23 protein-coding genes are annotated in these 22,416 nt (G+C 50.6%); 7 read left to right on the top strand and 16 right to left on the bottom strand.

Going from position 1 to position 22,416, the window contains the following annotated elements; translation table 11 throughout:
- Positions 1–107 precede the first annotated feature (107 nt).
- Positions 108–788 (top strand): NUDIX hydrolase, encoded by a 681-nt coding sequence (locus AC4QZR_RS04990; RefSeq protein ID WP_253404705.1) that lies wholly within the window; start codon positions 108–110, stop codon positions 786–788.
- Here AC4QZR_RS04990 and coaD read toward each other — a convergent pair.
- The 3 genes from coaD to AC4QZR_RS04975 form a co-directional block, all read right to left on the bottom strand.
- Positions 742–1,221, bottom strand: a complete 480-nt coding sequence (gene coaD / locus AC4QZR_RS04985; protein ID WP_494479904.1) for a pantetheine-phosphate adenylyltransferase — start codon at positions 1,219–1,221, stop codon at positions 742–744. The two genes, AC4QZR_RS04990 and coaD, sit on opposite strands and share 47 nt — an antisense overlap.
- Positions 1,222–1,438: 217 nt before the next feature.
- Positions 1,439–2,326, bottom strand: a complete 888-nt coding sequence (locus AC4QZR_RS04980; RefSeq protein WP_494479903.1) for a DUF3822 family protein — start codon at positions 2,324–2,326, stop codon at positions 1,439–1,441.
- A 65-nt stretch (positions 2,327–2,391) separates the two neighbouring features.
- Complete coding sequence (locus AC4QZR_RS04975) at positions 2,392–2,880, bottom strand: NUDIX domain-containing protein (protein ID WP_494479902.1); 489 nt, start codon at positions 2,878–2,880, stop codon at positions 2,392–2,394.
- A gap of 37 nt (positions 2,881–2,917) precedes the next feature.
- Between AC4QZR_RS04975 and AC4QZR_RS04970 the strand changes: the two genes are divergently transcribed.
- From AC4QZR_RS04970 to AC4QZR_RS04960, 3 genes are all read left to right on the top strand, one after another.
- Positions 2,918–3,367, top strand: coding sequence for a PaaI family thioesterase (locus tag AC4QZR_RS04970; RefSeq protein ID WP_494479901.1), 450 nt, complete (start codon positions 2,918–2,920; stop codon positions 3,365–3,367).
- Between the two features lie 187 nt (positions 3,368–3,554).
- A complete protein-coding gene (locus tag AC4QZR_RS04965; RefSeq protein ID WP_494479900.1) occupies positions 3,555–4,961 on the top strand; it encodes an ATP-dependent DNA helicase in 1,407 nt (468 codons plus the stop codon).
- A gap of 79 nt (positions 4,962–5,040) precedes the next feature.
- Entirely contained in the window at positions 5,041–5,487 is a 447-nt protein-coding gene (locus tag AC4QZR_RS04960; protein WP_253404716.1) for a DUF1573 domain-containing protein, read from the top strand.
- 77 nt (positions 5,488–5,564) lie between these two features.
- Here the strand turns inward: AC4QZR_RS04960 and AC4QZR_RS04955 are convergent, their stop codons facing one another.
- From AC4QZR_RS04955 to AC4QZR_RS04925, 7 genes are all read right to left on the bottom strand, one after another.
- Positions 5,565–5,942 carry a DUF423 domain-containing protein gene (locus AC4QZR_RS04955; protein WP_494479899.1) on the bottom strand — a complete coding sequence of 126 codons (378 nt, stop codon included), beginning with the start codon at positions 5,940–5,942 and terminating at the stop codon, positions 5,565–5,567.
- Positions 5,943–5,998: 56 nt separating this feature from the next.
- Positions 5,999–6,916, bottom strand: coding sequence for a glycerophosphodiester phosphodiesterase (locus AC4QZR_RS04950; protein ID WP_494479898.1), 918 nt, complete (start codon positions 6,914–6,916; stop codon positions 5,999–6,001).
- 109 nt (positions 6,917–7,025) lie between these two features.
- Positions 7,026–7,481, bottom strand: a complete 456-nt coding sequence (locus tag AC4QZR_RS04945) for a DUF2750 domain-containing protein (protein ID WP_494479897.1) — start codon at positions 7,479–7,481, stop codon at positions 7,026–7,028.
- Between the two features lie 42 nt (positions 7,482–7,523).
- The gene (locus AC4QZR_RS04940; protein WP_494479896.1) at positions 7,524–8,210 is read right to left on the bottom strand and encodes a YggS family pyridoxal phosphate-dependent enzyme; all 687 of its coding nucleotides are present in this window, start codon (positions 8,208–8,210) and stop codon (positions 7,524–7,526) included.
- 142 nt (positions 8,211–8,352) lie between these two features.
- The gene (locus AC4QZR_RS04935; protein ID WP_494479895.1) at positions 8,353–9,405 is read right to left on the bottom strand and encodes a vWA domain-containing protein; all 1,053 of its coding nucleotides are present in this window, start codon (positions 9,403–9,405) and stop codon (positions 8,353–8,355) included.
- A complete protein-coding gene (locus AC4QZR_RS04930) occupies positions 9,386–10,297 on the bottom strand; it encodes a hypothetical protein (protein WP_494479894.1) in 912 nt (303 codons plus the stop codon). The genes AC4QZR_RS04935 and AC4QZR_RS04930 overlap by 20 nt, the downstream gene beginning before the upstream one ends.
- Entirely contained in the window at positions 10,290–11,171 is an 882-nt protein-coding gene (locus tag AC4QZR_RS04925; protein WP_494479893.1) for a DUF58 domain-containing protein, read from the bottom strand. Before AC4QZR_RS04925 ends, AC4QZR_RS04930 begins: the two co-directional genes overlap by 8 nt.
- A gap of 59 nt (positions 11,172–11,230) precedes the next feature.
- Here AC4QZR_RS04925 and AC4QZR_RS04920 point away from each other — a divergent pair, with 59 nt between their 5' ends.
- The gene (locus AC4QZR_RS04920) at positions 11,231–11,641 is read left to right on the top strand and encodes a DUF4296 domain-containing protein (RefSeq protein WP_494479892.1); all 411 of its coding nucleotides are present in this window, start codon (positions 11,231–11,233) and stop codon (positions 11,639–11,641) included.
- Position 11,642: 1 nt separating this feature from the next.
- On the opposite strand, the gene AC4QZR_RS04915 is transcribed toward AC4QZR_RS04920, so the two are convergent.
- The gene (locus AC4QZR_RS04915) at positions 11,643–11,999 is read right to left on the bottom strand and encodes a tRNA-binding protein (RefSeq protein WP_494479891.1); all 357 of its coding nucleotides are present in this window, start codon (positions 11,997–11,999) and stop codon (positions 11,643–11,645) included.
- Positions 12,000–12,182: 183 nt separating this feature from the next.
- Between AC4QZR_RS04915 and AC4QZR_RS04910 the strand changes: the two genes are divergently transcribed.
- A complete protein-coding gene (locus tag AC4QZR_RS04910; RefSeq protein ID WP_494479890.1) occupies positions 12,183–13,727 on the top strand; it encodes an FAD-dependent oxidoreductase in 1,545 nt (514 codons plus the stop codon).
- A 70-nt stretch (positions 13,728–13,797) separates the two neighbouring features.
- On the opposite strand, the gene AC4QZR_RS04905 is transcribed toward AC4QZR_RS04910, so the two are convergent.
- The 4 genes from AC4QZR_RS04905 to egtB form a co-directional block, all read right to left on the bottom strand.
- Complete coding sequence (locus AC4QZR_RS04905) at positions 13,798–14,385, bottom strand: DUF922 domain-containing protein (protein WP_494479889.1); 588 nt, start codon at positions 14,383–14,385, stop codon at positions 13,798–13,800.
- 72 nt (positions 14,386–14,457) lie between these two features.
- Entirely contained in the window at positions 14,458–15,798 is a 1,341-nt protein-coding gene (locus AC4QZR_RS04900; RefSeq protein WP_494479888.1) for an MATE family efflux transporter, read from the bottom strand.
- Between the two features lie 219 nt (positions 15,799–16,017).
- Positions 16,018–17,025 carry an L-histidine N(alpha)-methyltransferase gene (gene egtD, locus AC4QZR_RS04895; protein ID WP_494479887.1) on the bottom strand — a complete coding sequence of 336 codons (1,008 nt, stop codon included), beginning with the start codon at positions 17,023–17,025 and terminating at the stop codon, positions 16,018–16,020.
- A gap of 4 nt (positions 17,026–17,029) precedes the next feature.
- Positions 17,030–18,295 (bottom strand): ergothioneine biosynthesis protein EgtB, encoded by a 1,266-nt coding sequence (gene egtB, locus AC4QZR_RS04890; RefSeq protein ID WP_494479886.1) that lies wholly within the window; start codon positions 18,293–18,295, stop codon positions 17,030–17,032.
- A 140-nt stretch (positions 18,296–18,435) separates the two neighbouring features.
- Here egtB and AC4QZR_RS04885 point away from each other — a divergent pair, with 140 nt between their 5' ends.
- Entirely contained in the window at positions 18,436–19,515 is a 1,080-nt protein-coding gene (locus AC4QZR_RS04885; protein WP_494479885.1) for an o-succinylbenzoate synthase, read from the top strand.
- 85 nt (positions 19,516–19,600) lie between these two features.
- Here AC4QZR_RS04885 and AC4QZR_RS04880 read toward each other — a convergent pair whose 3' ends face one another.
- Entirely contained in the window at positions 19,601–22,384 is a 2,784-nt protein-coding gene (locus tag AC4QZR_RS04880) for an outer membrane beta-barrel protein (protein ID WP_494479884.1), read from the bottom strand.
- Positions 22,385–22,416: the final 32 nt, after the last annotated feature.

Here is a 22,416-nt window from a genome sequence, read left to right as displayed (position 1 = left end):
CCGAATTTAAGAAATATTTCCCCTTTTTAGCGCCCTGTACTTTCTTTACATCGAAATATTGATTGATTTGTGTTAATTTCAAGCCTGATACACGAGCACCTTTCCCTATGAACGTTTTTATTAACGATATTCCGCTTATCATCAAAAAGTCAAATGAGAAGGTATACCGTCATCACTATGACCTGGTGCTCGATGCCGACAACCACTTCACGTCCAAGGATCTGGTAGGGGATGTGATGATCAAACGGGCTGATTCGCTGTTGATTGATCGAATTATCAGGTTGATGGAAGTAAAAAAGCTGAAAAAGCTGAACTCACTTACTCTGGTAGCGAATAAGAAAAAGCAGCTGATCGAGCACCTAAAGGATCAGTTCAAGATCGTAAAGGCCGGTGGCGGACTGGTGCTGAAAGATGGCAAGGTCCTGATGATTTATCGCCTGGGCGTGTGGGACCTGCCAAAAGGGAAGCTGGACAAAGGGGAGAAGTCGCAGGATGGGGCTATACGCGAAGTTGAGGAGGAGTGCAACATCACGGTAGAGGTGTTGAGTAAGCTCCCAAAAACCTGGCATTCATATGCCTTTAAGGGCAAAAAGATACTCAAGAAAACAAGCTGGTACCTGATGCAGTGTACCGATGACAGCCTGATGAAGCCGCAGGCAGAGGAATTTATCGAAGAAGTGCGCTGGATGACGCCGGAAGAGGCCATGGAAGTGCTACCCAAAGCCTATACCTCCATCGCCTTTATTGTGCGGGAATATCTCCAATCTCTGAAATCCGGAAAGGTATAAAATCATCTACGTTGCCCCCGAAACGGTGAATCTCGCGGATGATGGTGGAACTGATAGCCGCCAATGCCGGTGAGGTGATCAGAAACACTGTCTCCAGTTCCGGATTGATGTGGCGGTTGGCTTGTGCGATCGTGTTTTCGTATTCGAAGTCTGTCGTATTGCGCAGCCCACGCAGCAAAAAAGTAGCACCCACTTCCCGGGCAAACTCTGCCGTCAGCCCTTTGTATGCTTGCGCCTTGATGTGAGGCTGGTCCCTGAACACCTCGTTTATCACTTCCACCATTTTCTCAACCGGAATGTAGCGTTGCTTGCTACTGTTATTGCCGATAGCAATAATGATCTCATCAAACATTTTAGAACCACGCAATACCACGTCCAGGTGGCCATTGGTAAAAGGGTCAAACGATCCGGGAAAAATGGCGGTTCTTTTCATTTTTTAATGAGTGAGTTAGCGAATGAGTGATTGAGTGAATTGGCTGAAGGTTGAATTGTTAATAGTTAGTGGTTATATCTTGAAGCTACCTGGGTTTCGGTGTTAAAAAGCTCGCGTAGTGAAGGAAGCATCTAATTTTCGGAATGATATGGAGATCGTTTACCAATTTAACCATTTAGCAATATAACAATCATCAATCACTCATTCACTAACTCACTCACTCGCAGAAATGTAAGCTAAAGAGCTCAAAGTAGCGATGATCAAACAGGTCGTCGAACTTGTAGCTGTAGCCTACGTCGGTAGGCCGCTTGCCTAATTTTACCTGCCTGATATACTTTTTGAGCATGTTGAAGAGGCTAGAGTCTGGGGTGATGTCGCCCCAGACAGTGATGGTTTCCTGCTCGGGATTCATCTTCTGCTCCTGCATCACAAAAACAACAAAGTAGATGAAGTCCTCCGGGCTCAGGTAATGGAACACATTGCAGAACTGCAAGCCATTTTCGTCTATGACCAGCACTGTCACATAATTCCGCTCCACATACAAGTGCATGGTTCGGCCAGCCTTACGGTCCGTCTGGTGCAGCAGGCTTTTGATCAGGGTGCTGGTCTGGTGCGTGAACCGGACATTACGTTCCGGGAACAGGCTCTGAACCATGCGGTAGAGTACACCATCGATTGCAAAGATATTTACCGCCTCCAGGCCGAACGTGCGATTGTGAAGGATGACGTGGTGCTGTGGGTCGAGGGTGCTGTGCAGACGCAGGTAATCTTCCTGGTGGGCCGGGTCAAAGAGGGTTTCCGGCACGAGTGTGAAGAACTGGTTGCCGACGCTGATGCGAATGTCCAGCCAGCGCTGCTCCTGCAGGATGGGGCTTTGGTCAGCGATCAGGCGCAGTTGTTCGGCAATCTGGAGCGGTGTAAAAACTGTGATCAATTCATAATCTTCTAGCGCCACAAACTTGTTGCGCTCCACATCCGCTACAGCCAGACGCATGGCTTTGGAACTGATAGCAATGTACAGGTTGCAATTGCCCGCCTGCGAAAGCTGAAAAGCTTCGTCCTGTAGTTGGTAAGACAGCCGAAAGTGCGTGTTGATGGTATTCAAGGTATAGGAGCTCCAGGTAATGCTATATTGTGCTATGCAAGTATACTAAAAATATAGTAAAATGATCATTTCTGCATAAAGTGATGTGGCAATCCGAACAGATCGTCCAGCGAGAATAGGTAATGGAGTATACGGTGTTTGTCTGCCAAAGGAATCTGCCGGATTTCGTTCAGACTCAGAAAAGCAACCTCTTCGATCAGCTGCTGATCGGCACGCGCTTCTGGATCTATACCTGTCATCAGCTGGCCGCCGGTTAGCTCCAGCTCAAAAAAAAGCTCAACGGCCTGAAGCGGCTCCTCCAGAAATTCATTGACAAACAGGAAACGCTTTACCTTCGTCCGCAAGCCGGTTTCTTCCAGCACTTCCCGCACCAAACAGGCTTCAACGGTTTCACCATACTGCAGTCCGCCACCGGGCGACGCCCAGAAAGAGGCATTGTTGAGCGTTGGCTGGTGGCGCACGAGCAAGAGTTTATCGTCCTGCAGGCAAATGCCGCACACGCGCAGCCTTACTTTACCGGCATAGGCGGCGGCATTGGGGTTTAGTGTGTTCATGTTTGCGATAGCGGGGTATAGGTGGTAAATTTACAAAATGATTCAGACCTATAACCCCGAATTTCGGGCAGATATAAAAGAAAAACTGGAGCGCCAGGAGTTTATGAAGCTCATGGGCTTTGAAGTAACCAAAATAGAAGTGGGCAGGGTAGAGGGCGAAATGCTGTTGGAGCAGAAGCACAAGCAGCACAAAGGCTTCGCGCACGGCGGCGTTATCGCGACGCTGGCCGATATTGTGGCGGGCTTTGCTGCCGTTAGCCTGGTTCCGAAGGGCCACCATGTGGTCACAGCCGAAATCAAGGTATCCTATTTCCACCCAGGTGTGGGCGAGAAGCTACTCGCTAAAGGCTACGTGCTGAAGCAGGGGCGTAAACTTAATTTCTGCGAGGCCGAGGTATACGTAGTAAAAGGAGGCCAGGAACCGCTCCTGATCGCCAAAGCCAGCGCCTCTATGGCTAACATCGCACCCGAGGAGTTGAGGGGTTAAAGCGTTTGAAAGTTTAAGGGTTGACCAGATAGTAGGTTGCTTGAGCAGAAGGAGCGAGGCTGAATATTATTCACATTCAAAAATTAATCTACACGAGGATATCCTCTGTGAGTCACCAAATTTAAAATTTCAAACCAGCCAATCTCATTCATCAACTCAATCACTAATTCACTCAATAATTTAACTCATGCGTCCAGTAGAGGCACTTAGAACAAGTTTTCCGTTTGAGCCTACCCAGGACCAGGCACGGCTTTTTGCCAGGCTTGACGAATTTATAATGGACACCGAAGCCGAGAAATCGGTGTTCCTGCTGAAAGGCTATGCCGGTACAGGCAAGACCACGGTCGTTACCTCGCTGGTGAAAATTCTCCGCACCTTCGGGTATAAGTATGTGCTGCTGGCCCCGACAGGCCGTGCTGCCAAAGTGATGGCCTCGTACAGCGGCCGCAAGGCGTTTACCATTCACAAAAAGATCTACCGGCAAACGGCTAATCCTTATTCCGAAGGACTGGCCTTCACCCGTATGCCCAACAAAGCGGACAAGACTTTTTACATCGTGGATGAGTCCTCCATGATCTCAGATGACAGTGGCTTTGGGCAGAATGGTTTGCTGCGGGACCTGATGGGCTACGTGTTTGAGAACAAGAGTAACAAACTGCTGCTGATAGGTGATACGGCCCAGTTGCCCCCGGTTAACCAGGCGCTGAGCCCGGCACTTAATGGCGATTACCTAAAGCAGAACTTCCGTTGCCAGGTACACGAGCTGGAACTGCGCCAGGTCATGCGACAGGCGGAGGCCTCGGGAATATTGATGAATGCTACGCAGCTGCGTGACCAACTGCTAAGCGACAAGCCTGAGATAAAACTGCATACCAAAGGCTGGCGCGACATTTACCGCATGACAGGCGAAAAGCTCGAGGACGGCCTACGCTACGCGTATGATAAGTTCGGGGTCGAGAACTCCATCGTGATCTGCCGCTCTAACAAATCAGCCAACCTGTACAACCAGCACATCCGTCGCCAAATCTTTTTCTCGGAGGACGAGATTGGGGTGGGGGATTACCTGATGATCGTGCGCAACAACTATTTCTGGCTGCCAAAAGAGTCTAACATCGGCTTTATGGCCAACGGCGACTTTGTCGAGATCACCAAGATCATCCGGTATGAGGACATGTACGACCTCCGCTTTGCCGATGTGCGGGTGCGTTTTGTAGACTATCCGGAGGAAGAAGAGCTGGAAGTGAAGATCATGCTTGATACTTTGTACACCGATGCGCCAGCCTTACCCGCTGACCAGAATAAGAAACTGTATGATGCGGTGCTGCAGGATTACGCGGACATCAAAAACAAGCGGGAGCGCTCCAAAGAAATGAAGCAGAACCCTTACCTGAACGCATTGCAGGTAAAGTTTGCCTATGCCCTAACCTGCCATAAAGCGCAGGGTGGTCAGTGGAAAGCCGTGTTTGTGGACCAGGGTTTTTTGAAGGATGATATGGTGAACGAGGAATTTGCCCGCTGGCTTTATACGGCGCTCACCCGTTCGTCAGAAGAGCTATACCTGCTGAACTTTAGCAAGCAACTATTGGTTGACTGATATATTTGGATGGTCTGCCAAAACGTTAGAACTTAACAACAGACAAATCGTAACAGCAATAGCTAAACCCTTTATACGTATGAAAAAGTTAATCCTGTCTTTTGCAATGGCAGCACTGGTAGCCGGTGGTGCCGTAGCGCAGCAAGGCCCTGCAAAGCAATCCGCGGCTCCGCAGGCACAAGCCAAATCAGGTCCTGCCATCTCTTTTGAGTCGACCGAGCATAATTTCGGTGAGATCACGCAGGGCGATGTGGTGGAGCATACCTTCACTTTCACAAACACAGGCACTCAGCCGCTCATCATTGACCGCGTGGACGTAACCTGCGGCTGTACGTCTCCTGACTGGACCAAAGAAGCCGTAATGCCGGGCAAGACCGGTTTCGTAAAAGCAAAGTATAACAGCGCCGGACGTATGGGCCAGCAGAAGAAAGCCATTACGATCCATTCTAATACAGGCGAACCAACCTACGTTTACATCGTGACCAATATCAAAGAGAAAACAACTTCTGCCGCTAAAGCGCAGTAAGTTGCTATACCTTCATAAAACAGAAAGGCTCCCGGTTATTTGCCGGGAGCCTTTCTGTTTTATTGATTTTCTATACCTTAAAGCGCTTTCAAAATAGCATAGAACAGAGCAGCCCAGCCCACGATCAAGGCCGTACCACCGAGTGGCGTGATGGCACCCAGCCAGGTCACACCTGTCAGTACCAAGGTATAGAGCGAGCCGGAGAAAATAAGGATGCCGATCAGGAAAGCCCAGGCGGCAACCTGCAGGGCCGGATGTTCTACTTTAAACAGCAGCAGCCCCACCGCCAGCAGCGCCAGGGTATGGTACATCTGGTATTTCACGGCCGTTTCAAAGGTCTCGACACGGTTAGTGGCACGCAGCATAGGCGCCAGGGCATGAGCGCCGAAAGCACCGATCATTACACTAAGTGCTCCGAAGGCACTGGCTATTAAGAGTATGGCTTTTTGAGTCACGGGTTGAGAATAGTTTGGTTTATTATGACGCTAATTTCCGACATAAATCCACCATTTCATAATTCCCGGTACAAGTTCGGGTAATCAGAGATCAGGCCGTCTACGCCCATCTCTTTTAACAGCTGCATCTCCAGCAACTCGTTGATGGTCCAGGGAACAACCTTCATACCTTGTGCATGACAATCTTTGATCAGCTTTGGAGTAATCAGTTTATAATAAGGGCTGTAGATATCAGGTATAAAGCCCAGTGCCTCCAGGTTCTTGTTCAGTCCTTTCACGTTTTCAACCAGCAGGGAAGTTTTCATATGCGGGTATCGTTTATGCAGGACCTGCAGCGTGCGCACATCAAACGATTGGATGATCACCCACTCGGCTATACCTTTCGCCTCGATCACGCCCATCAGCAGGTTCACAAACTCTTCCGGAGAAGGGTGTAACTTGTCGTCGCCACTCGGTTTCGATTTTGTTTCGATGTTGTAATATACCTGCGGAAGGTCGTTCTGCTGCAGGTATACCTGTACCGAGTCGATCAGGTCGGAGAGGAGGGGTTTGTGTGTAGGCAGTTTCTCTTGCTGCGGAAACTTATCATAGAATTTGGAGCCCGCATCGAAAGTCCTGATGGTTGCATAATCCATCTGGTAGAGCACATACTTATGCTTGTCAGCAGCCGGTATTTCGCTGCCATCGGGCAGAAGGTCGTGCTCGTGATTGATGTACGGGTCATGGGACAACACCACCTGCTTGTCTTTGGTGATGTGCGTGTCCATTTCCAGCGTGGTCACACCTAATTCCAGCGCCCGGATCATGGCCGGGATGGTATTCTCAGGCATCAGTCCGCGGGCGCCGCGGTGACCTTCCAGGTCGAAAGCGGGCAGGTGGCGGACTGTGCTGTCAGGTATAGCGCCTTGTTGTGCTGGCATGATGCAGGAGCTTAGCAGGTATAGGAAAGGGGCAAAAAGCAGGTTTTTGAGCATGCGAATCTTTTGACAGCAAAGTAGGCGAATCGGCAGGCAAGGCTATACCTTATACCCGTTAAGAAATCGTTAATTCTTATACCTGCCCATTGCCCGTTTCCGCTGCAGCTTATTCGTCTTCGCCTTCCAGCGCTTCGATCACCTGCTCTTCAAATTCGTCCTGGCTATCGTATTGCGTGAATTCCAGGGTCTTGCCCTTTTGCTTCAGTTCGTGCACCACGTCAAGCGCCACCACAAGCGGCTCCATTTCGCGGCCTACCAGGCTGGCATCCCAATCCGAACCGAGCAGCAGTTGGTCACCGTACATGCCCACGCACCAGTTCTCCAAAAACTCAACCAAGGTGATGGACTCCGGCTTATAATCCTTCCAGTCATCCTCCGCGCAAGCCTTGGCACCTGCTGCGTCTGACCAGAACAGGATCACCTCGGCGTCCTCAAACTCAGCTGAACTGGAAGTAGCCCAGGTTTCGTCGTGTGTCAGGCCCCAAACGCTTTCGGAGTCGACGATGCTTTGGATGAATTTTCTGTAATTAGCCTCTATGTTCTCGTTGGTATTCTCTTGCATGGTGCAGGTTTATTTAGTGTGAAAGGATGGTGTAAGGTATAATTATTTGTTGTAATTGCGAGCGCCAAATATGCCGCTGCCAACGCGAATTAGGGTACTGCCTTCAGTTACAGCGAGTTCCCAATCGGAAGTCATGCCCATCGAGATTTCCTTGAAGTCGTCGTTGCCGGCAAAGAATGTCTCTTTCAGCTTTTCGAAATAGCCTCTCAGGGTTCTAAATTCGCCCAGAAGTTTTTCCTGTTCATCGGTGTTGGTGGCGATACCCATTACACCCGTCATACGGATAAAGTGCATGTTGCGGTACTCGTCACTCTGCAGCAGGGCAACGGCTTCGTCATAGCTCATGCCATACTTGGAATCCTCGTCGGCAATATCAAATTGCAGCATGCAGTTGACGGGCAAAGTCCGGTTAAACTGCTCGGCTCTTTTGTTGATCTCCACCAGCAGTTTCAGACTGTCAACCGATTGGATAGTATCGATGAACTGAGCGATCTGCTTTACTTTATTGGTCTGCAGGTGCCCGATCAGGTGCCAGGCGATGTCGTGGGGCAACTTGTCACGTTTCTCAAGCAACTCCTGCACTTTGTTCTCTCCAAAAATACGATGACCGGCATCATAGGCTTCCATGATCTTTTCAGGAGAGTGCGTTTTGGAAACAGCTACCAGACGGCAGGGAGTGTCGCGCAGCTTCTCATCAAAAAAACGGATATTATCAGCAATTACAGACATAGTTTTATGTGGTGTGTTCTAAATAAATTCCGCTCTCTTAAGAAACGGGTATAGGTATAAGCTAGCCGCTATACCTGATCAATAAAGCTAGCTTACAGGTATAGCAAAAAGGCTTTCTCTAATTCCTCATCTTTCTAACTCCTTAATCTTCCAGCACATTGGTCATGAAGGTGTTTTTCAGCAGCATCCAAACCAGCAGCAACAGCAAGGCCCACTTCAGGTATACCTGGTAGTAGTCGTAAGTGTCGCGGAAGCGTTTTTCCCGAACCTCGGTTTTTTCGTACTGGTTGATGTTCTGGAAAACCTCCTGCAAACCGTCACGTGAGTCGGCCCTGAAAAACTGCCCTTCACCGGTCTCGGATATGTCACGCAGGCTTTTTTCGTCTAACTGCGTTTCGACTAACAAGGTTTTGCCATTGGCATCCACGTCGTAGGGCACGAGACCGTCTTTGCCGATCCCGATCGTGTATACCTTTATCTGGTGCGCATAAGCCAGGCGGGCGGCCATGTGCGGATCCAAGCTGCCGGCTGTATTCTCACCGTCGCTGATCAGAATAGCTACTTTACTCTTCGCATTGGAGTCGCGCATGCGGTTGATGGCGACGGCCAAGGCGCTACCAATAGCCGTTCCGTCATTTGGGATCATCCCGTTTTCGATGGAGCGGATGCTCTCGCGCAGCAGTTCGTAATCGGTGGTAAGCGGAGCAAGAGAGTAGGCGTCGCCGGCAAAAACAACCAATCCGATGCGATCGGCTACACGGCCGTTTATGAAGTTGATGGCAACGTCTTTGGCTGCTTCCAGGCGGCTCGGTTTGATGTCCTGCAGTTCCATGGAGCCCGATACGTCCATGACCAGCACAATGTCTATACCTTCGGACGTTTGCTCTACCTGCTCGTTAATTCGCTGCGGTCGTGCCAAGGCCAGCAACACGAGCATCACAAACAGCATGTAAACTACTTCTGGCACAAAACGAAGCAGACTCGACCATTGCCAGTGAACGGTTCCCTCGAACATGGCCATGTCCAGTTTGCTGCGCGACTTCAGGCGGAGCAGGCCTTTGATCATAAACAGGAGAGGCACAGCCGGCAGGGCATAGAGCACCAACGGGTACACCCAGTCAAAGGAGCGCATTGTGCTCAGGCTAAACCACTCCAGGCTCAGCCAGTCTAGCATGTCATTGCTTATTCCTTGCATTTCCGGTTATTTCACGATGTGTTTTATAGCGGCTGCGGGCAAAACGGCGCAGCATACTCAAGGCTTGGTTTGTTTCCTGATCCGGCTCAGCGGTAACGTTGCCGTAAATGGCTTTGTCGCACAGGCGCAGCGCCACGTTCACCTGTTCGTCATCGTTGTAGTACTCCACGATTTCTTTTGTGGTGAAAGAGTTGATAGCGCTCCGCTCCAATTTGGTCAGGTAGTTCTTCCAAAGTGCCACGGCTTTCTCCATACTGGTGGGCACACCTGTTTTCACGAAGCGGTCGACGTGGGAATTATACCTGGAGTTGAAGTACAGGTGGTCTTTGCGAAGGCGGTAAAGCTGGTATTTGATCTTGATCGTCTGCCCGAACACCAGCCATACCAGTGTGATAAATGCGGTTATGGTGACGATCCAGAGTAGCAGGATGGGCCAGTCGAATCGTTCTTCCACCTGTGCCAACGTGGTCTGAGTGTGTATTTTAAGGGGAGTAGAGACGTCTTGAACCAGCTGTCGCAACACCACTGACCGCCTTGGCGACACGACCTGCAGCGTATCCTTGCCCTGCAGCACGATGGCCGGCAGTTCGAGCGACTGCACAGGCGCTGTCTCGAAGGTCCGCAGGGTATAGATGGTACTGTCCGTGCTGATACCTGCGCGCGTGTCGGTCGGGTAGTATTCCTGCCGTACCAATTCGAAGGGAGCGAAATTGTAGCTGGAGTCCGGAAGAATCACTTCCTGGGCTGCAGGGTGCCGGTGCACCAGGGTATAGCGCACAAGTTCCCCGATATATACCGAATCTTTGCTGAAGCCACCAGCAGGAGGAAGCAGCAGCTGCGCCTGCGTGCCAATGGAAATCAAGCAAAAGAATATAATCAGGGATTTACGCACTTTTCTTGGACGTTCGGTTACGGAGTCGGAACAGGTTCACCAACTGCATGACATAGTCTTCATTGGCCTGTATGGCCAGGTAATTAGCCTGGTATTTTTGGCAGATCCTGATCACGCGGTCCTGGTTCTGTTTATACTGGGCGAAATAATGCTCCTTAAATTCTGCCCCTGAGGTGTTGAGCCAGATCGTCTTCCCCGTTTCTTTATCCACCACCGGCACAATGCCCAGACTAGGCATGTTGCGCTCACGCAGGTCGAGCAGCTGAATCACGATCAGGTCATGGCGCTTGGCCAGCATAGCCAGCTCCCTTTCGTAGTTCACATCAATGAAATCTGAAATCAGCAGGATAATGCTGCGGCGCTTGACGATATCGAGCGTCAGTTTGATGCCGGCGGCGAGGTTTGTCTTCACCGATTTAGGCTTCAGTTCTTTCAAAGCCTTAATCAAGGTATAGGCCTGCTCAATCCCTTTGGCAGGTTTGATGTATCTTTCTTTCTGATCACTAAAACAAATAATACCGATCTGGCTTTGCTGCCGGGCGGCGGCGAGGCTGAGTACGCCGCATATCTCTTTGCCTACATCCAGTTTGTGCTGGCGGCCCGTTCCCACAGTTTGTGAGGCGCTCACATCCAGCATCAGAAATACGGACTGCTCTTTTTCCTCCCGGTAGGTTTTCACGAAGGTACCCTGTCCTTTGGCGGATACGTGCCAGTCGATTGAGCGCACGTCGTCGCCGTACTGGTAGGCGCGCACGTCATCAAATTCCAGCCCCGTACCTTTAAAAACGGAGTGGAAGTCGCCCTGCATCTGGGTGTTGATGGCTTTGCGAATGCGTATCTCGTACTTGCGCAGCTTTTGAACAAGTTCCTTCATAGGGTAGGGGCTTTGCCTCAGATTTTAAAATTAGGACATATTCCCGTAATATTACATTCGTGAAACGAATTTTATACCTACTTTCCTTTGCCGTGCTGGCCGGCTGCGGCCAAAGTCCTGAAAAGCGACCTGCTGACTTATTGCCAGAACAAAAGATGGTGCAGATTCTGGCGGATGTGCATATCGCTGAATCGCGCATCGAAACGCACGTGATGTACCCGGATACAGCGCTGATGGTCTTCAACAAAGAGCAGCAGCAGATCCTGGCGGATCATGGGGTTACGCAGGAAGACTTTCGCAAGACCTACCGCTACTACCTGAGCAACCTTACACAGATGGACAAACTCTATGAGATTATTCTGGATACGTTGAGCGTTCGCGAGGCCAAACTGCGTGCCACCGATACGACAGGCGTAGCTCCAAGACAACCGCCGGTGCCTATACTGGAAGGTATGCAGCAAGCTTATTAGCCTAAATCAGCTTGCTGCCATTCGGCACGGGGCCGGCCGGTTGCGCCAGCACAATATCTCCGTTCTCGTCAGCAAAACCTGTCACCAGCACCTCCGACATGTATTTCCCTATTTGTTTTTTGCCCAGATTGGTCACACACAGCACCTGCTTTCCGGGTAGGTCTTCCAAGGTATAGTGCTTCGTTATCTGCGCGCTGGATCTTTTCAAACCCAGTGGACCCAGGTCGATGAGCAGTTTATAAGCTGGTCTGCGCGCTTCCGGAAATTCTGTGGCTTCCACGATGGTGCCTACTCGTATATCTGTCTGTTCAAAATGTTGCCATGATATGGTCGGCATGGCTTCTGCGGGTGTATGCATTGTTATGTCTGTTTTTTACTTCCAAGTTAAGGATTCTGCTTTAAAATAAGGAACGGAAAGCCCTACCGTTGGCCTCTTGGGTAACATTAGGCTTATACCCGCGTATCCTAGGCAACTGACTTTCTTACTGTTAAAAATGCAGAAAGTGTAAGTCTGTCTAAGCTATTGCAAAACCTATAAACTATGAAAAGAGAATCCGGAGCAAGTTTACCCGTGTGGGTGGAGAATATATCGATGCCTGTGACCAGTCCCCTACAGGACAATATCCGATGTGATGTCTGCATTGTTGGGGCAGGTATAGCAGGAGTTACAACGGCCTACCTGTTGGCAAAAGAAGGGCGCGACGTTGTGTTGCTGGAGGCCAAAGAAATAGGCGGTGGCGAAACAAGCCGCACGACAGCCCATTTGTCCAATGCGCTGGATGAGCGTTTCGACGAACTGATTCGCCTGCACGGGGAGGATGGCGCGCGCCTGGCTGCCCAAAGCCATGGAAAGGCAATCGACAAGATCGAAGAGATCATAAAGGATGAAAAAATTGACTGCGATTTTGCCCGTGTAGACGGCTATCTGTTCGCCACGGACAACAAGCAACAAGATGACCTGATGAAGGAATTAGAGGCGCTGCAGAAAATCGGTTGGCTGGATGTGGTGCTTCGCAAACGCAGCCCGCTGAGTACGCAGACGGAGTTCCCTTGTCTGCAATACCCCAACCAGGCGCACTTTCACGTTTTGAAATACCTTTCTGCTCTGGCTAACGCCTTTATCAAAGCAGGTGGCCGTATCTTCACTAAAACCAAGGTTGAGCGTTTTGAGACCGGCCCGGTTGTATCGGCTGTTTCAAAAGAAGGCCATGCAGTAGCAGCCAACCATTTGGTGGTGACAACGAACACGCCGATCAATGACATGGTAACGATGCACACGAAACAGGCCCCTTACCGCACCTACGCCATCGGGCTTGCGGTACGGCAGGGCGAAGTGCCGGATGCGCTTTACTGGGACATGGAAGATCCTTATCATTATGTGCGTTTGATGAAAGGTAAAACAGGCGGTAAGAATGCAGAGGACCTCGACCTGCTTATTGTGGGAGGGGAGGACCACAAGACAGGACAGGGTGATCACCTGAGCGAGCGGTTCGAGGCCCTTGAGCGCTGGACGCGCAAGCATTTCCCTATGGCGAAAGAAGTGGTCTACCGCTGGTCAGGCCAGGTGCTGGAACCTGTCGACGGCCTTGGTTTCATAGGACGTACTCCGGGTGATTCCGAAAATGTATATATCGCTACCGGTGATTCGGGCCATGGCATGACAAACAGCACTATTGCCGGTATGTTGATTACCGATCTGATACAGGGAAGGCCAAATCCGTGGGAAAAGCTCTATGATCCGAGCCGTAAGAACACTCAATCGGTAGGTGAGTTCTTGAAGGAGAACATCAACGTGGCCGCTCAGTTCAAGGATTTCGTAACACCCGGTGAGGTGAAAGATCCTATGGAGGTGATGCCGGGAACGGGCAAAATCATGCGCAAAGGCATGAGCAAAGTAGCAGTTTACTGCGACCAAGATGGTGTGCGGCACCAATGTTCGGCGGTGTGTACGCACATGGGCTGCGTGGTGCACTGGAACGAAGTGGAAAGCTCCTGGGACTGTCCTTGCCACGGCTCCCGTTTTGATCCTTTCGGAAAGGTAATTACGGGTCCGGCTTCCAAAGACCTGGGTCCGGTTGAAGAATAACCTACTTAAAAACTTAAAAATCAAAAGCCCTGCTTTGCGATGTCGTAAAGCAGGGCTTTTGATTTTTGTCTTATTTCCAGGAGTCTAACTCTTGCAGGCGTTGTGTTATCCGCTCATCCCAATCTTGCTGAGCCTGTGCATCCAGTCCATGTCGGGACAATTTATCGAATTGATCCTGCTCAGCTTTCCAGGCTTTAAATGCGTTACCGACCGTGTTGTTAAGGTTTGTCTTCAGGTTGCCGCAAGACATTCCAAGTTCCTTCAATTCCCGGCGCAGCATACGGGCATGCACCTCCGTGAGGTCAAAATGCAGTTGCTCGTGTGCCAGTAGCTTCTCCGACTTCTTGTTCTTCGACCAGGACTCTCCCGGAAGAAACACGCACTTCACCTCGTAGTAAAACTTATTGTCTTTGCAGCGAGCGTCCACGGCCAGGTTGGCAGCCGTGAGGGCATGGTGCGGGTTAGTCGATTCAGGTATCCCTCTGAAGTCTTCCCAGTTCAATTTTCGCTCAGCAGACCAGGCCAGTTGTTCCGTATTAGAAACGGTGTGACTGGCTGAGTTCGGAACATGAATAACGGTCGCCGGCGAACCGGCTGGGGTGGGATATGGCAATAGCAAGCCCACCAGTAGGCTAAGGAGTAGAGTAATGATAAACATCGGCTAAAAGTTTAAAAAGTCTCTATCGGGGCAACAGCGTCACCTTTAAATAGGTGCCACTATTGCATTATTTTATTTACTAAGCCTGCTGCTTAGCATTTTAAAGCGCCAGAATAGCAATATTGCGGCTACTGACAAACCGACTAGCAGGCCAGTCCAGACACCGTGCACCCCGAAGCCCAGCTTAAAGCAGAGTATGTACCCTACCGGCAGGCCAATCACCCAGTAGGCAATCAGGGAGATAAGTCCAGGTATACGCACATCTTCAAGGCCTCGCAATGCACCAAGTCCCACCACCTGCACACCATCCGAGATCTGGAACAGGGCGGCAATAATGAGGAGGGTAGAGGCCAGCTCGATCACCATCGGATCGTCCAGGTATAGGGAAGGTATAAAATTTTTCCCGGCAATCATAAGCAGTCCGCTCAGAATCATGAAAAGCACACCCATCATAAAACTGCTATTGCCGGCTACCTGCATAGCTCTGAAGTTACCAAGGCCCTTCTGGTTGCCCACCCGAATGGTAGCCGCCGCCGCAATGCCACTGGCCATCATGTAAGTGACCGAAGCCACGTTGATGGCGATCTGGTGTGCGGCCAGTTCACGTGCTCCCAGCCACCCGATCATGATGGCCGAGAAACTGAAGGCACCCATTTCAAATACCATTTGTCCGGAGATGGGCAATCCCAGTCGGAAGATGTGGTACATGTGCACAAAAGACAGATGCCGGAAGGTAAGGAAGCGATGAAAGGCGGCAAAACGCTTGCCGTAAAGCACATAGCCCCCCATCATCAGGGCCATGATGACACGCGAGATCAACGTAGCCCAACCTGCACCAACCAGTCCCATCGGTTCAAACCCAAGTTTACCGTAGATTAGGATGTAGTTGAGCACCACGTTAAGTCCATTGGCAATGATGGAAATGTACATCGCCTGCTTGGTGAGCGAAAGCCCCTCAGCAAACTGCCGGAAGCCCTGAAACAACATCAGCGGCACCATCGACAGAAACAGGATATTGACGTAAGGTATAGCTTGCCTGACTACTTCTTCCGGTTGGTCGAGCCAGGTGATGTAAGGAGAGAGAAAGTACCCAGCAATGAACAGAATGACCCCAAGCAACAGGTTGGAAAACAAACCGTTGAGCAAGAGCAGGGAGATGCGGGTATAATTTCGTCGGCCGTCCGCTGCAGCGATAAGCGGTGTGATGCTGTACGAAACTCCGAGCCCGAACACCATCGTGATCGTGAAGATACTGTTGCCCAGCGAAGCAGCGGCCAAAGGTATAGTACCGATCTGACCCACCATCATACTGTCAACCACACTCACCATAATATGCCCCAACTGACTGAGCACCACAGGGTATGCCAGCAGGAAATTCTTTCGGAAGTGGTCTCGGTATTCTAACGATATCATAAAGGGAAAGGAAAAAGGACTGCAAAATTAGCCTTTTTTCCTTTCCCTAGCACAACTCCAGTTGCATTAGTCAGTTATATCGATCTGCTCAAGTGGCTTTTTTTATACCACGTAGCTTTGCCAGAATGGCTTTCGCCGGGATCGGGAGCAGCACCAGGGCAGCAGTTAAAATGATCTTTTTCGTATTCATAGGAGGCCGATTAGGTTGATCCAAGCAGGTTAGATGGCTTTAAAAAGCATATCCGCAAAGCCGCCCTCTTCGTCGAGGTAGGACGTGACGAATTCAAAGCCAGCTGAGCGGCCCATTTCGGTGGCCTGTTGCAGAGTATATTTGTGCGAGCTCTCCGTATGGATCGCCTCCCAGGCAGCAAAGGTATAACGCGTTTGTGTAGCTTCCAGGTATACCTCCTGCTCGCGCTGGCTGACCAGAAAGCTCTTCATCACGCCCAATTGCGGATCGTATAGCGCAAAGTGCTTGAATGCATCCAGGTTGAAGTTGCCCCCCAGTTCCCGGTTGATGCGCTCCAGCAAGTTCAGGTTAAAGGCAGCCGTTACACCGCTTGCGTCGTTGTAGGCAGCCAGAATGGTAGCCGGATCTTTGGCTAAGTCCACCCCCAGCAGAAACAGGTCGCCCGGCTGCAGGTGCTGCCTGATTTGGCAGAGAAAGTCCAGGCCCTCTTCAGACTCAAAATTGCCTATGTTCGAACCCAGAAACAACACTACTTTTCTTTCAGGCAGATGTTGTTGGAGCCACTGCAGACCCGTGATATACTCCGCCACGACCGCCTGTACGTGCAGATCCGGATGAGATTGCTGCAGATCTTTGCTCAGTTCCTGCATCGCTGAACCCGAAATGTCCACAGGGACGTAATTGAAGGGTTTTTCCTGCTTTACCAATTCGGATAGTAGCAGTTTCGTTTTCAGGGCATCTCCGGCACCCAGATCGACCAGATGAAAGAAACCACTGGCTGCAAAGGCACTGACCATAGCCGATCGGTGCTGCTGCATCAGGCTATACTCGGCGCGCGTCAGGTAGTACTCCGGCAAGGCCATGATCTGCTGGAAAAGCCTGCTTCCGGTAGCATCATAGAAGTAGCGGGATGATAATTGCTTCGGGGTCTGGCTCAGGCCATCTGCCACATCTTTGGCAAAAGCAGCACGATCCTGGCTACCATCGGTTTTGCGAGAGAGGTCAATCAGTGTATTAGGCGTTGTTTGTAATAGCATAGTTTTATTGTGCCAGTCGAATTCCGGTGAACTGCCAGCGTTTGTCAGGATGAAAGAAATTGCGGTAGGTGGTTCTGATGTGGTTTTCGGGAGTAGCGCAGGAACCGCCACGCAACACCATCTGATTGATCATGAACTTCCCATTGTACTCGCCCAGCGCTCCGGCAGCAGTTGTAAAGCCGGGATAAGGGTGATAAGCGCTGTAGGTCCATTCCCAAGCATCGCCGTAGAGCTGCTTCATACCTTTGCTTTGCACAGTTGCTCTGGGTTCAAACAATCCTGATTCCTGAAAGTTGCCTGAAACGGGCGGGTATACCTGTGTAGCGGCTTCCCACTCAAACTCGGTCAGGAGCCGCTTGCCTGACCAGGCGGCAAAGGCCTGTGCTTCATAAAAGCTGATGTGACTGACCGGTTTGTGAAGATCCAGTTTTTCGAGTCCATGTAATGTATACTGGAACCATTCACCGTCCTGCTCCAGCCAGTACAAGGGAGCTTTCAGATTGTCTTTTCTTACCATAGCCAGGCCTTCGTCCAGCCAGAACCGAAAATCGCTATACCCGCCGTCCTGCATAAACGCCAGGTATTCAGCGGTTGTCACAAGGCGGTTCATGATACTGCAGTCGGAAAGTAGCACGTCGTGCACACCGAGCTCGTTGTCGAAACAAAATCCTTCTTCCTTAAAACCGATGCGGTAAATGCCGCCGGGTACATCCAGGAATTCAGGTTTCCCTGGATCTTCAGTTTTCCGTGATTTACTTGTTTTGGTATAGGCCGGTAAAAGCGGATTGGTGCTCAGGATGTATTTGATATCTGTAATGAGTAGTTCCTGGTGTTGCTGTTCATGCTGCAAACCAAGCTCCAGCACGGGCAACAGCTCTTCCAGTTGATCATCGCTCACGGTTTGCAGTAACTCACCCATGTTTTCGTTCACATGACGGCGGTAGGCGTAAATATCCCGGAGGGGAGGTCGGGTGAGGGTGCTTCGTTCTGCACGCTGTACGCGGTTACCTACCGTATTGTAGTAAGAGTTGAACAGAAAGGCATAACTGGGATGAAACACCCGGTACTTTTTCAGGTATGGCCCGAGCACAAATTGTTCAAAAAACCAGGTCGTATGCGCCATGTGCCATTTTGGAGGGCTCACATCGATCATCGGCTGCACCACCGTATCTTCGGGCTCCAGCGGCGAACAGATTTTTTCAGTCTGAGCCCGAATCCGGTAAAATCGCTCAAGTATGGTCTGGCTGATGGAGGCAGTTATCGTTGTCATGGGGATGCGCTGGTTGGCAAAGTGGTAGAGAAGCAGGTGTTATTTGAGGCTTTAATGTGCTTGTGACTGTCGTGTTAACTCTTTTTCTACGTACTTTGTTTTCGATAAGCCGAATTTGGAAAGCCTAATTTTACGCCATCATGCCTTTACAATTGTCCGTTACGCCTCATCAGCTTCAGTTCAAATTCGATGCCCGCACTTCGCGCGGGGCCATGCGCACGCACCAGGTATACTACCTTCAGCTTTGCGATTCTGATGATCAGGAGATAACAGGTATAGGGGAGTGTGCGCCTCTTCCGGGCCTGAGCATCGATGCTAGACCTGATCTGGAAGCGAAACTCGGGCAGTTGGAAAAAAAAGTAAATGAGAAGCATTTTACACCAGACAATCTTTTACTGTTGCTAAAGTCTGAGGATCTGCGCGACTGGCCCGCTATCCGGTTTGCACTTGAGACGGCGCTGCTGGACATGCAGCGGGGAGGTAGAAAAATACTTTACGAAAACGACTTCAGTCAGGGGAAGGCAGGTGTACCGATCAACGGCTTGATCTGGATGGGAGAGAAGGACTTTATGCAGGAGCAAATCAGGAAGAAACTAGCGGAGGGCTATACCTGTCTGAAGTTGAAAATTGGCAGCCTGGACTTTGCTACTGAGCTCGAACTATTGCAACAGATCCGGGAAGTGGCCGGGCCGGAAGACCTGACCATCCGGGTAGACGCCAACGGAGCCTTCGCTCCCGATGAAGCTTTACGCAAACTGGAACGCCTGGCAAGGTATAGCCTGCATTCCATTGAACAACCCATCCGGCAAGGACAACCTGAGCAGATGCAACAGCTATGTGCCTATACGCCTATACCTATTGCCCTGGACGAAGAACTGATTGGGGTGCAGGAAGCGACGCAGCAGGTGGAGGTGTTAGATTTTATAAAGCCGCAATACATCATCCTAAAACCCACACTGGTAGGAGGACTTCAAGCGAGTGCGGACTGGATTAAGCTGGTGGAGCAACGCAACATCGGCTGGTGGATGACGTCGGCACTTGAATCGAATATCGGGCTAAACGCGATCAGCCAATTCACGGCTAATTATGACATTCACATGCCGCAAGGGCTTGGCACGGGACAGTTATACCACAACAACATCGACTCTCCATTGCAAATAAGAGAAGGCTGGCTATGGTATAGTGACATCATCTGGGGGCAGCTGCCGGAACAGGCATAAGCTATACCTATACCTATACCTACCCAAAACCAAAAAGGCCTGCAAGTCTTGCAGGCCTTTTTTGATATAGAAATTATTTCAATTATTACATACCCGGACGACCACGGTGCATTCCCGGGCCGCGCTGCATGTTCTCCTCAGGGGCAGGAGCTCCTTTAAAGCTGCGGATGTTGTAAGAGAACGTCAGCATGAAGAAGCGCTGCAACACAGTCGACTGCACGTCTTCCACATAAGATTCTGTGATGTTGCGGCGAATGCTCACGTTCTGGTTCATCAGGTCATTCACGCTCAGGCTAATCTCGCCTTGCTTGTCCTTGAAGATCTTCTTGCCCAGGCTCATATTCCAAAGCAGGAAGCTGTTGTCCACGCCGGCAGACAGACCAGAATTATACTGGTGGTTCAGTTCCGTGCGGTATACCAGGTCTTTCCAAAGGATCCAGTTGTAGCGAACACTCGTGTTCTGGTTGAAGAAGTTGTTATTTTGTGTCGTGCGAAGTGTGTTATTCACGATGTTGTAGCTGGAGAAAGTAGACACTGTAAAGTCTATTTTCTCGCTGATATTGCTGCTGATGTTGAAGCCGGCACCAAGGTTGGTGTTGTTAGCGTAGTTCACCTCTCCATCGATCTTTCCTGGTATTCTGGAATACCCCACCGAACCGTTCACGTTGAAGTTCGAGCTGATGAAGTTAAGCGGCTGTCCGTAGTTGAAAAATGAGCGCACGTTGTAGTAACCGTCCATGTTCTCAGGGCGGCTCAGGCGGGCCCCCGGACGGAACTCATATCCTTCGGCTATACCTTCCGGTGCACTGGTTGTGTATACACTGTTGGCCACGTAGTTGTTGGTCATGGTACCGAACATACCAATAAAGAACACGCGGTTGGTTTCGGCATTGAAGTTACGGTAGCGCGCGTTAAAACGGGTCTGGTAATCCTGCTCCAGATCTGCGTTACCAATACGAGCCTGCAGCGGGTTAGAGATATCGAGTACTTCCTGCAACTGCTCCACAGAAGGAGCGTTGGTGTTGGTTCTCAGGTTGAGCGTCAGGTTCTGTGATTGAGAAAACTTGAACTCATATTCTGCAGACGGCAGGAAGTTACTGAAGGTACGCTTCAGCGGGCTCAGGTCAACCGGGAACTGGCTGTCTGTGTCGAGTGTGGCGTACTCGTAACGGGCGTTCAACTGCAATCTGGCTTTGTCGTTACGGTACTGGTAGCTTGGACCCACGCTTTGCGAGAGGTAGTCGCTCTTGAATGAGCTGCTCAGCGGCATGTTAAAATTTGCATATTCACCGGCGGTCTCTACATAGTCGTAGGTTCTGCGGTCCGAGTCGCGTATCTGGTTGCCGATGCTGTACTCCAACTGCCAGCGTGATTTCTCACCCAAGCGCTGCGAGTAGTTGGTGCTTCCTGACCAGCTGAAGTTCTTACGGTCCAGGCGGATGAACTGGTCGCGCAATACGTTGTAGTCAGGGTTCTCAAAGTTTTGAGTTTGCTCATACTGGAAACCATCACCCTCTACATTGTTGATGCTAGTGTTGAAGTTCGTCGTCAAAATGCGACCAGAATCACCGAAGCGTTTGGAGTACAGGATGTTGTTGTTGAAACTAAATGTGGTATTGTCTGAGCTGGCTCGGTTAAGAGACTCTGACAGCGTCCCGTTTAAGTCAAAGGTTTGGGCGTTTCTTCCTGTGAAGCTCTCGTCGTTCTGGAGTCGGAGGCTTGGCGTTACGAGCAGGCGGTTGTTTTCGTTGATGTTGTATTGCAGTCGCATGTTCAGACGGTGCCCGTCCTCACGGTCTCTGTTGTTCGAATCTTCTGTGTACTGCAGCCCTGCTTCGTCTGATACGAAGTCGCGGAAACGGTACTGATCGTTGACGATGTCGCGGTTGGTATAGTTGTAGTTGGCGCTCACATCCATCTTTTTACCCCACTTGTCCTGGTAGTTCACACCGAAGTTGTTCGTGTTGATAATACCTGTCGGGGTGCCGCCGCCCCAGCCGCCTCTACGGCCGCGCATGCCGCCGCCCGGTGTTTCGCCGATTGAGAAGTCGAACATGTTGATGTTGTTGGTCAGGCCTGTTATCGTGATGCGGCGATCGTTGTTAAAGTAATTGATGGCTGCACCTGCCATGTAGCGCTCGTCCGTGCCGTAACCCGCTGAGATCTTGCCGGTATAGCCCTGGCGACGGTCTTTGCGGGTAATGAAGTTAATGGTCTTCAGACGGTTGCCATCTTCAAAGCCGCTGAACGCAGCCTGATCGCTTTGCGCGTCAAATACCTGCACATTCTCAATCATATCAGAAGAGATATTGCGCATGGCAGAAGTCACGTCTTCGCCGGTATAGCGTTTGCCGTCGATCATGACTTGGCGCACTTCCTCGCCCTGCGCCTGAATACGGCCGTCCTGTATCTGCACGCCTGGCATTTTAGTTACCAGATCTTCCGCGCTTGCATCCGGAGCTGTTTTAAAAGCTTTGGCGTTAAACTGTGAAGTGTCACCCTTTTGCTCACCGAGTGGCGCGCGACCGATAATTTGCACTTCACCCAGACGGGTGTTATGCTCCTGCATGCTCAATTCGCCCAGGTTAACAGGCGCCTGCGCTACCTGAACAGGTCTGGAAAGCAGGTCGTAACCCAGGTAACGGACTTCCAGGGTATAATTTCCGGAAGGCACCCGCTCAAAGCGGAAGGCACCTTGCACATCGGTCGAGGTGGTTAGAATCGCCTCGCTGGCGGCACGTTTCATTACCACGCTGGCGCCCGGCAAACCGCTTTTGTCTGTAGCGCTCTGCACTGTGCCGGATACGGTCTGTGCGTAAACTTGTGAAAAGCCGATCAGCATGATCAGCAGAGAGAATAACTTCCTCATTCTAAGTAGTAGTGTAGTAGTTTTGGACTTTA

This window comes from Pontibacter sp. YIM B11418, from assembly GCF_059278805.1.
This window is presented reverse-complemented; position numbering and strand designations above follow the sequence as displayed.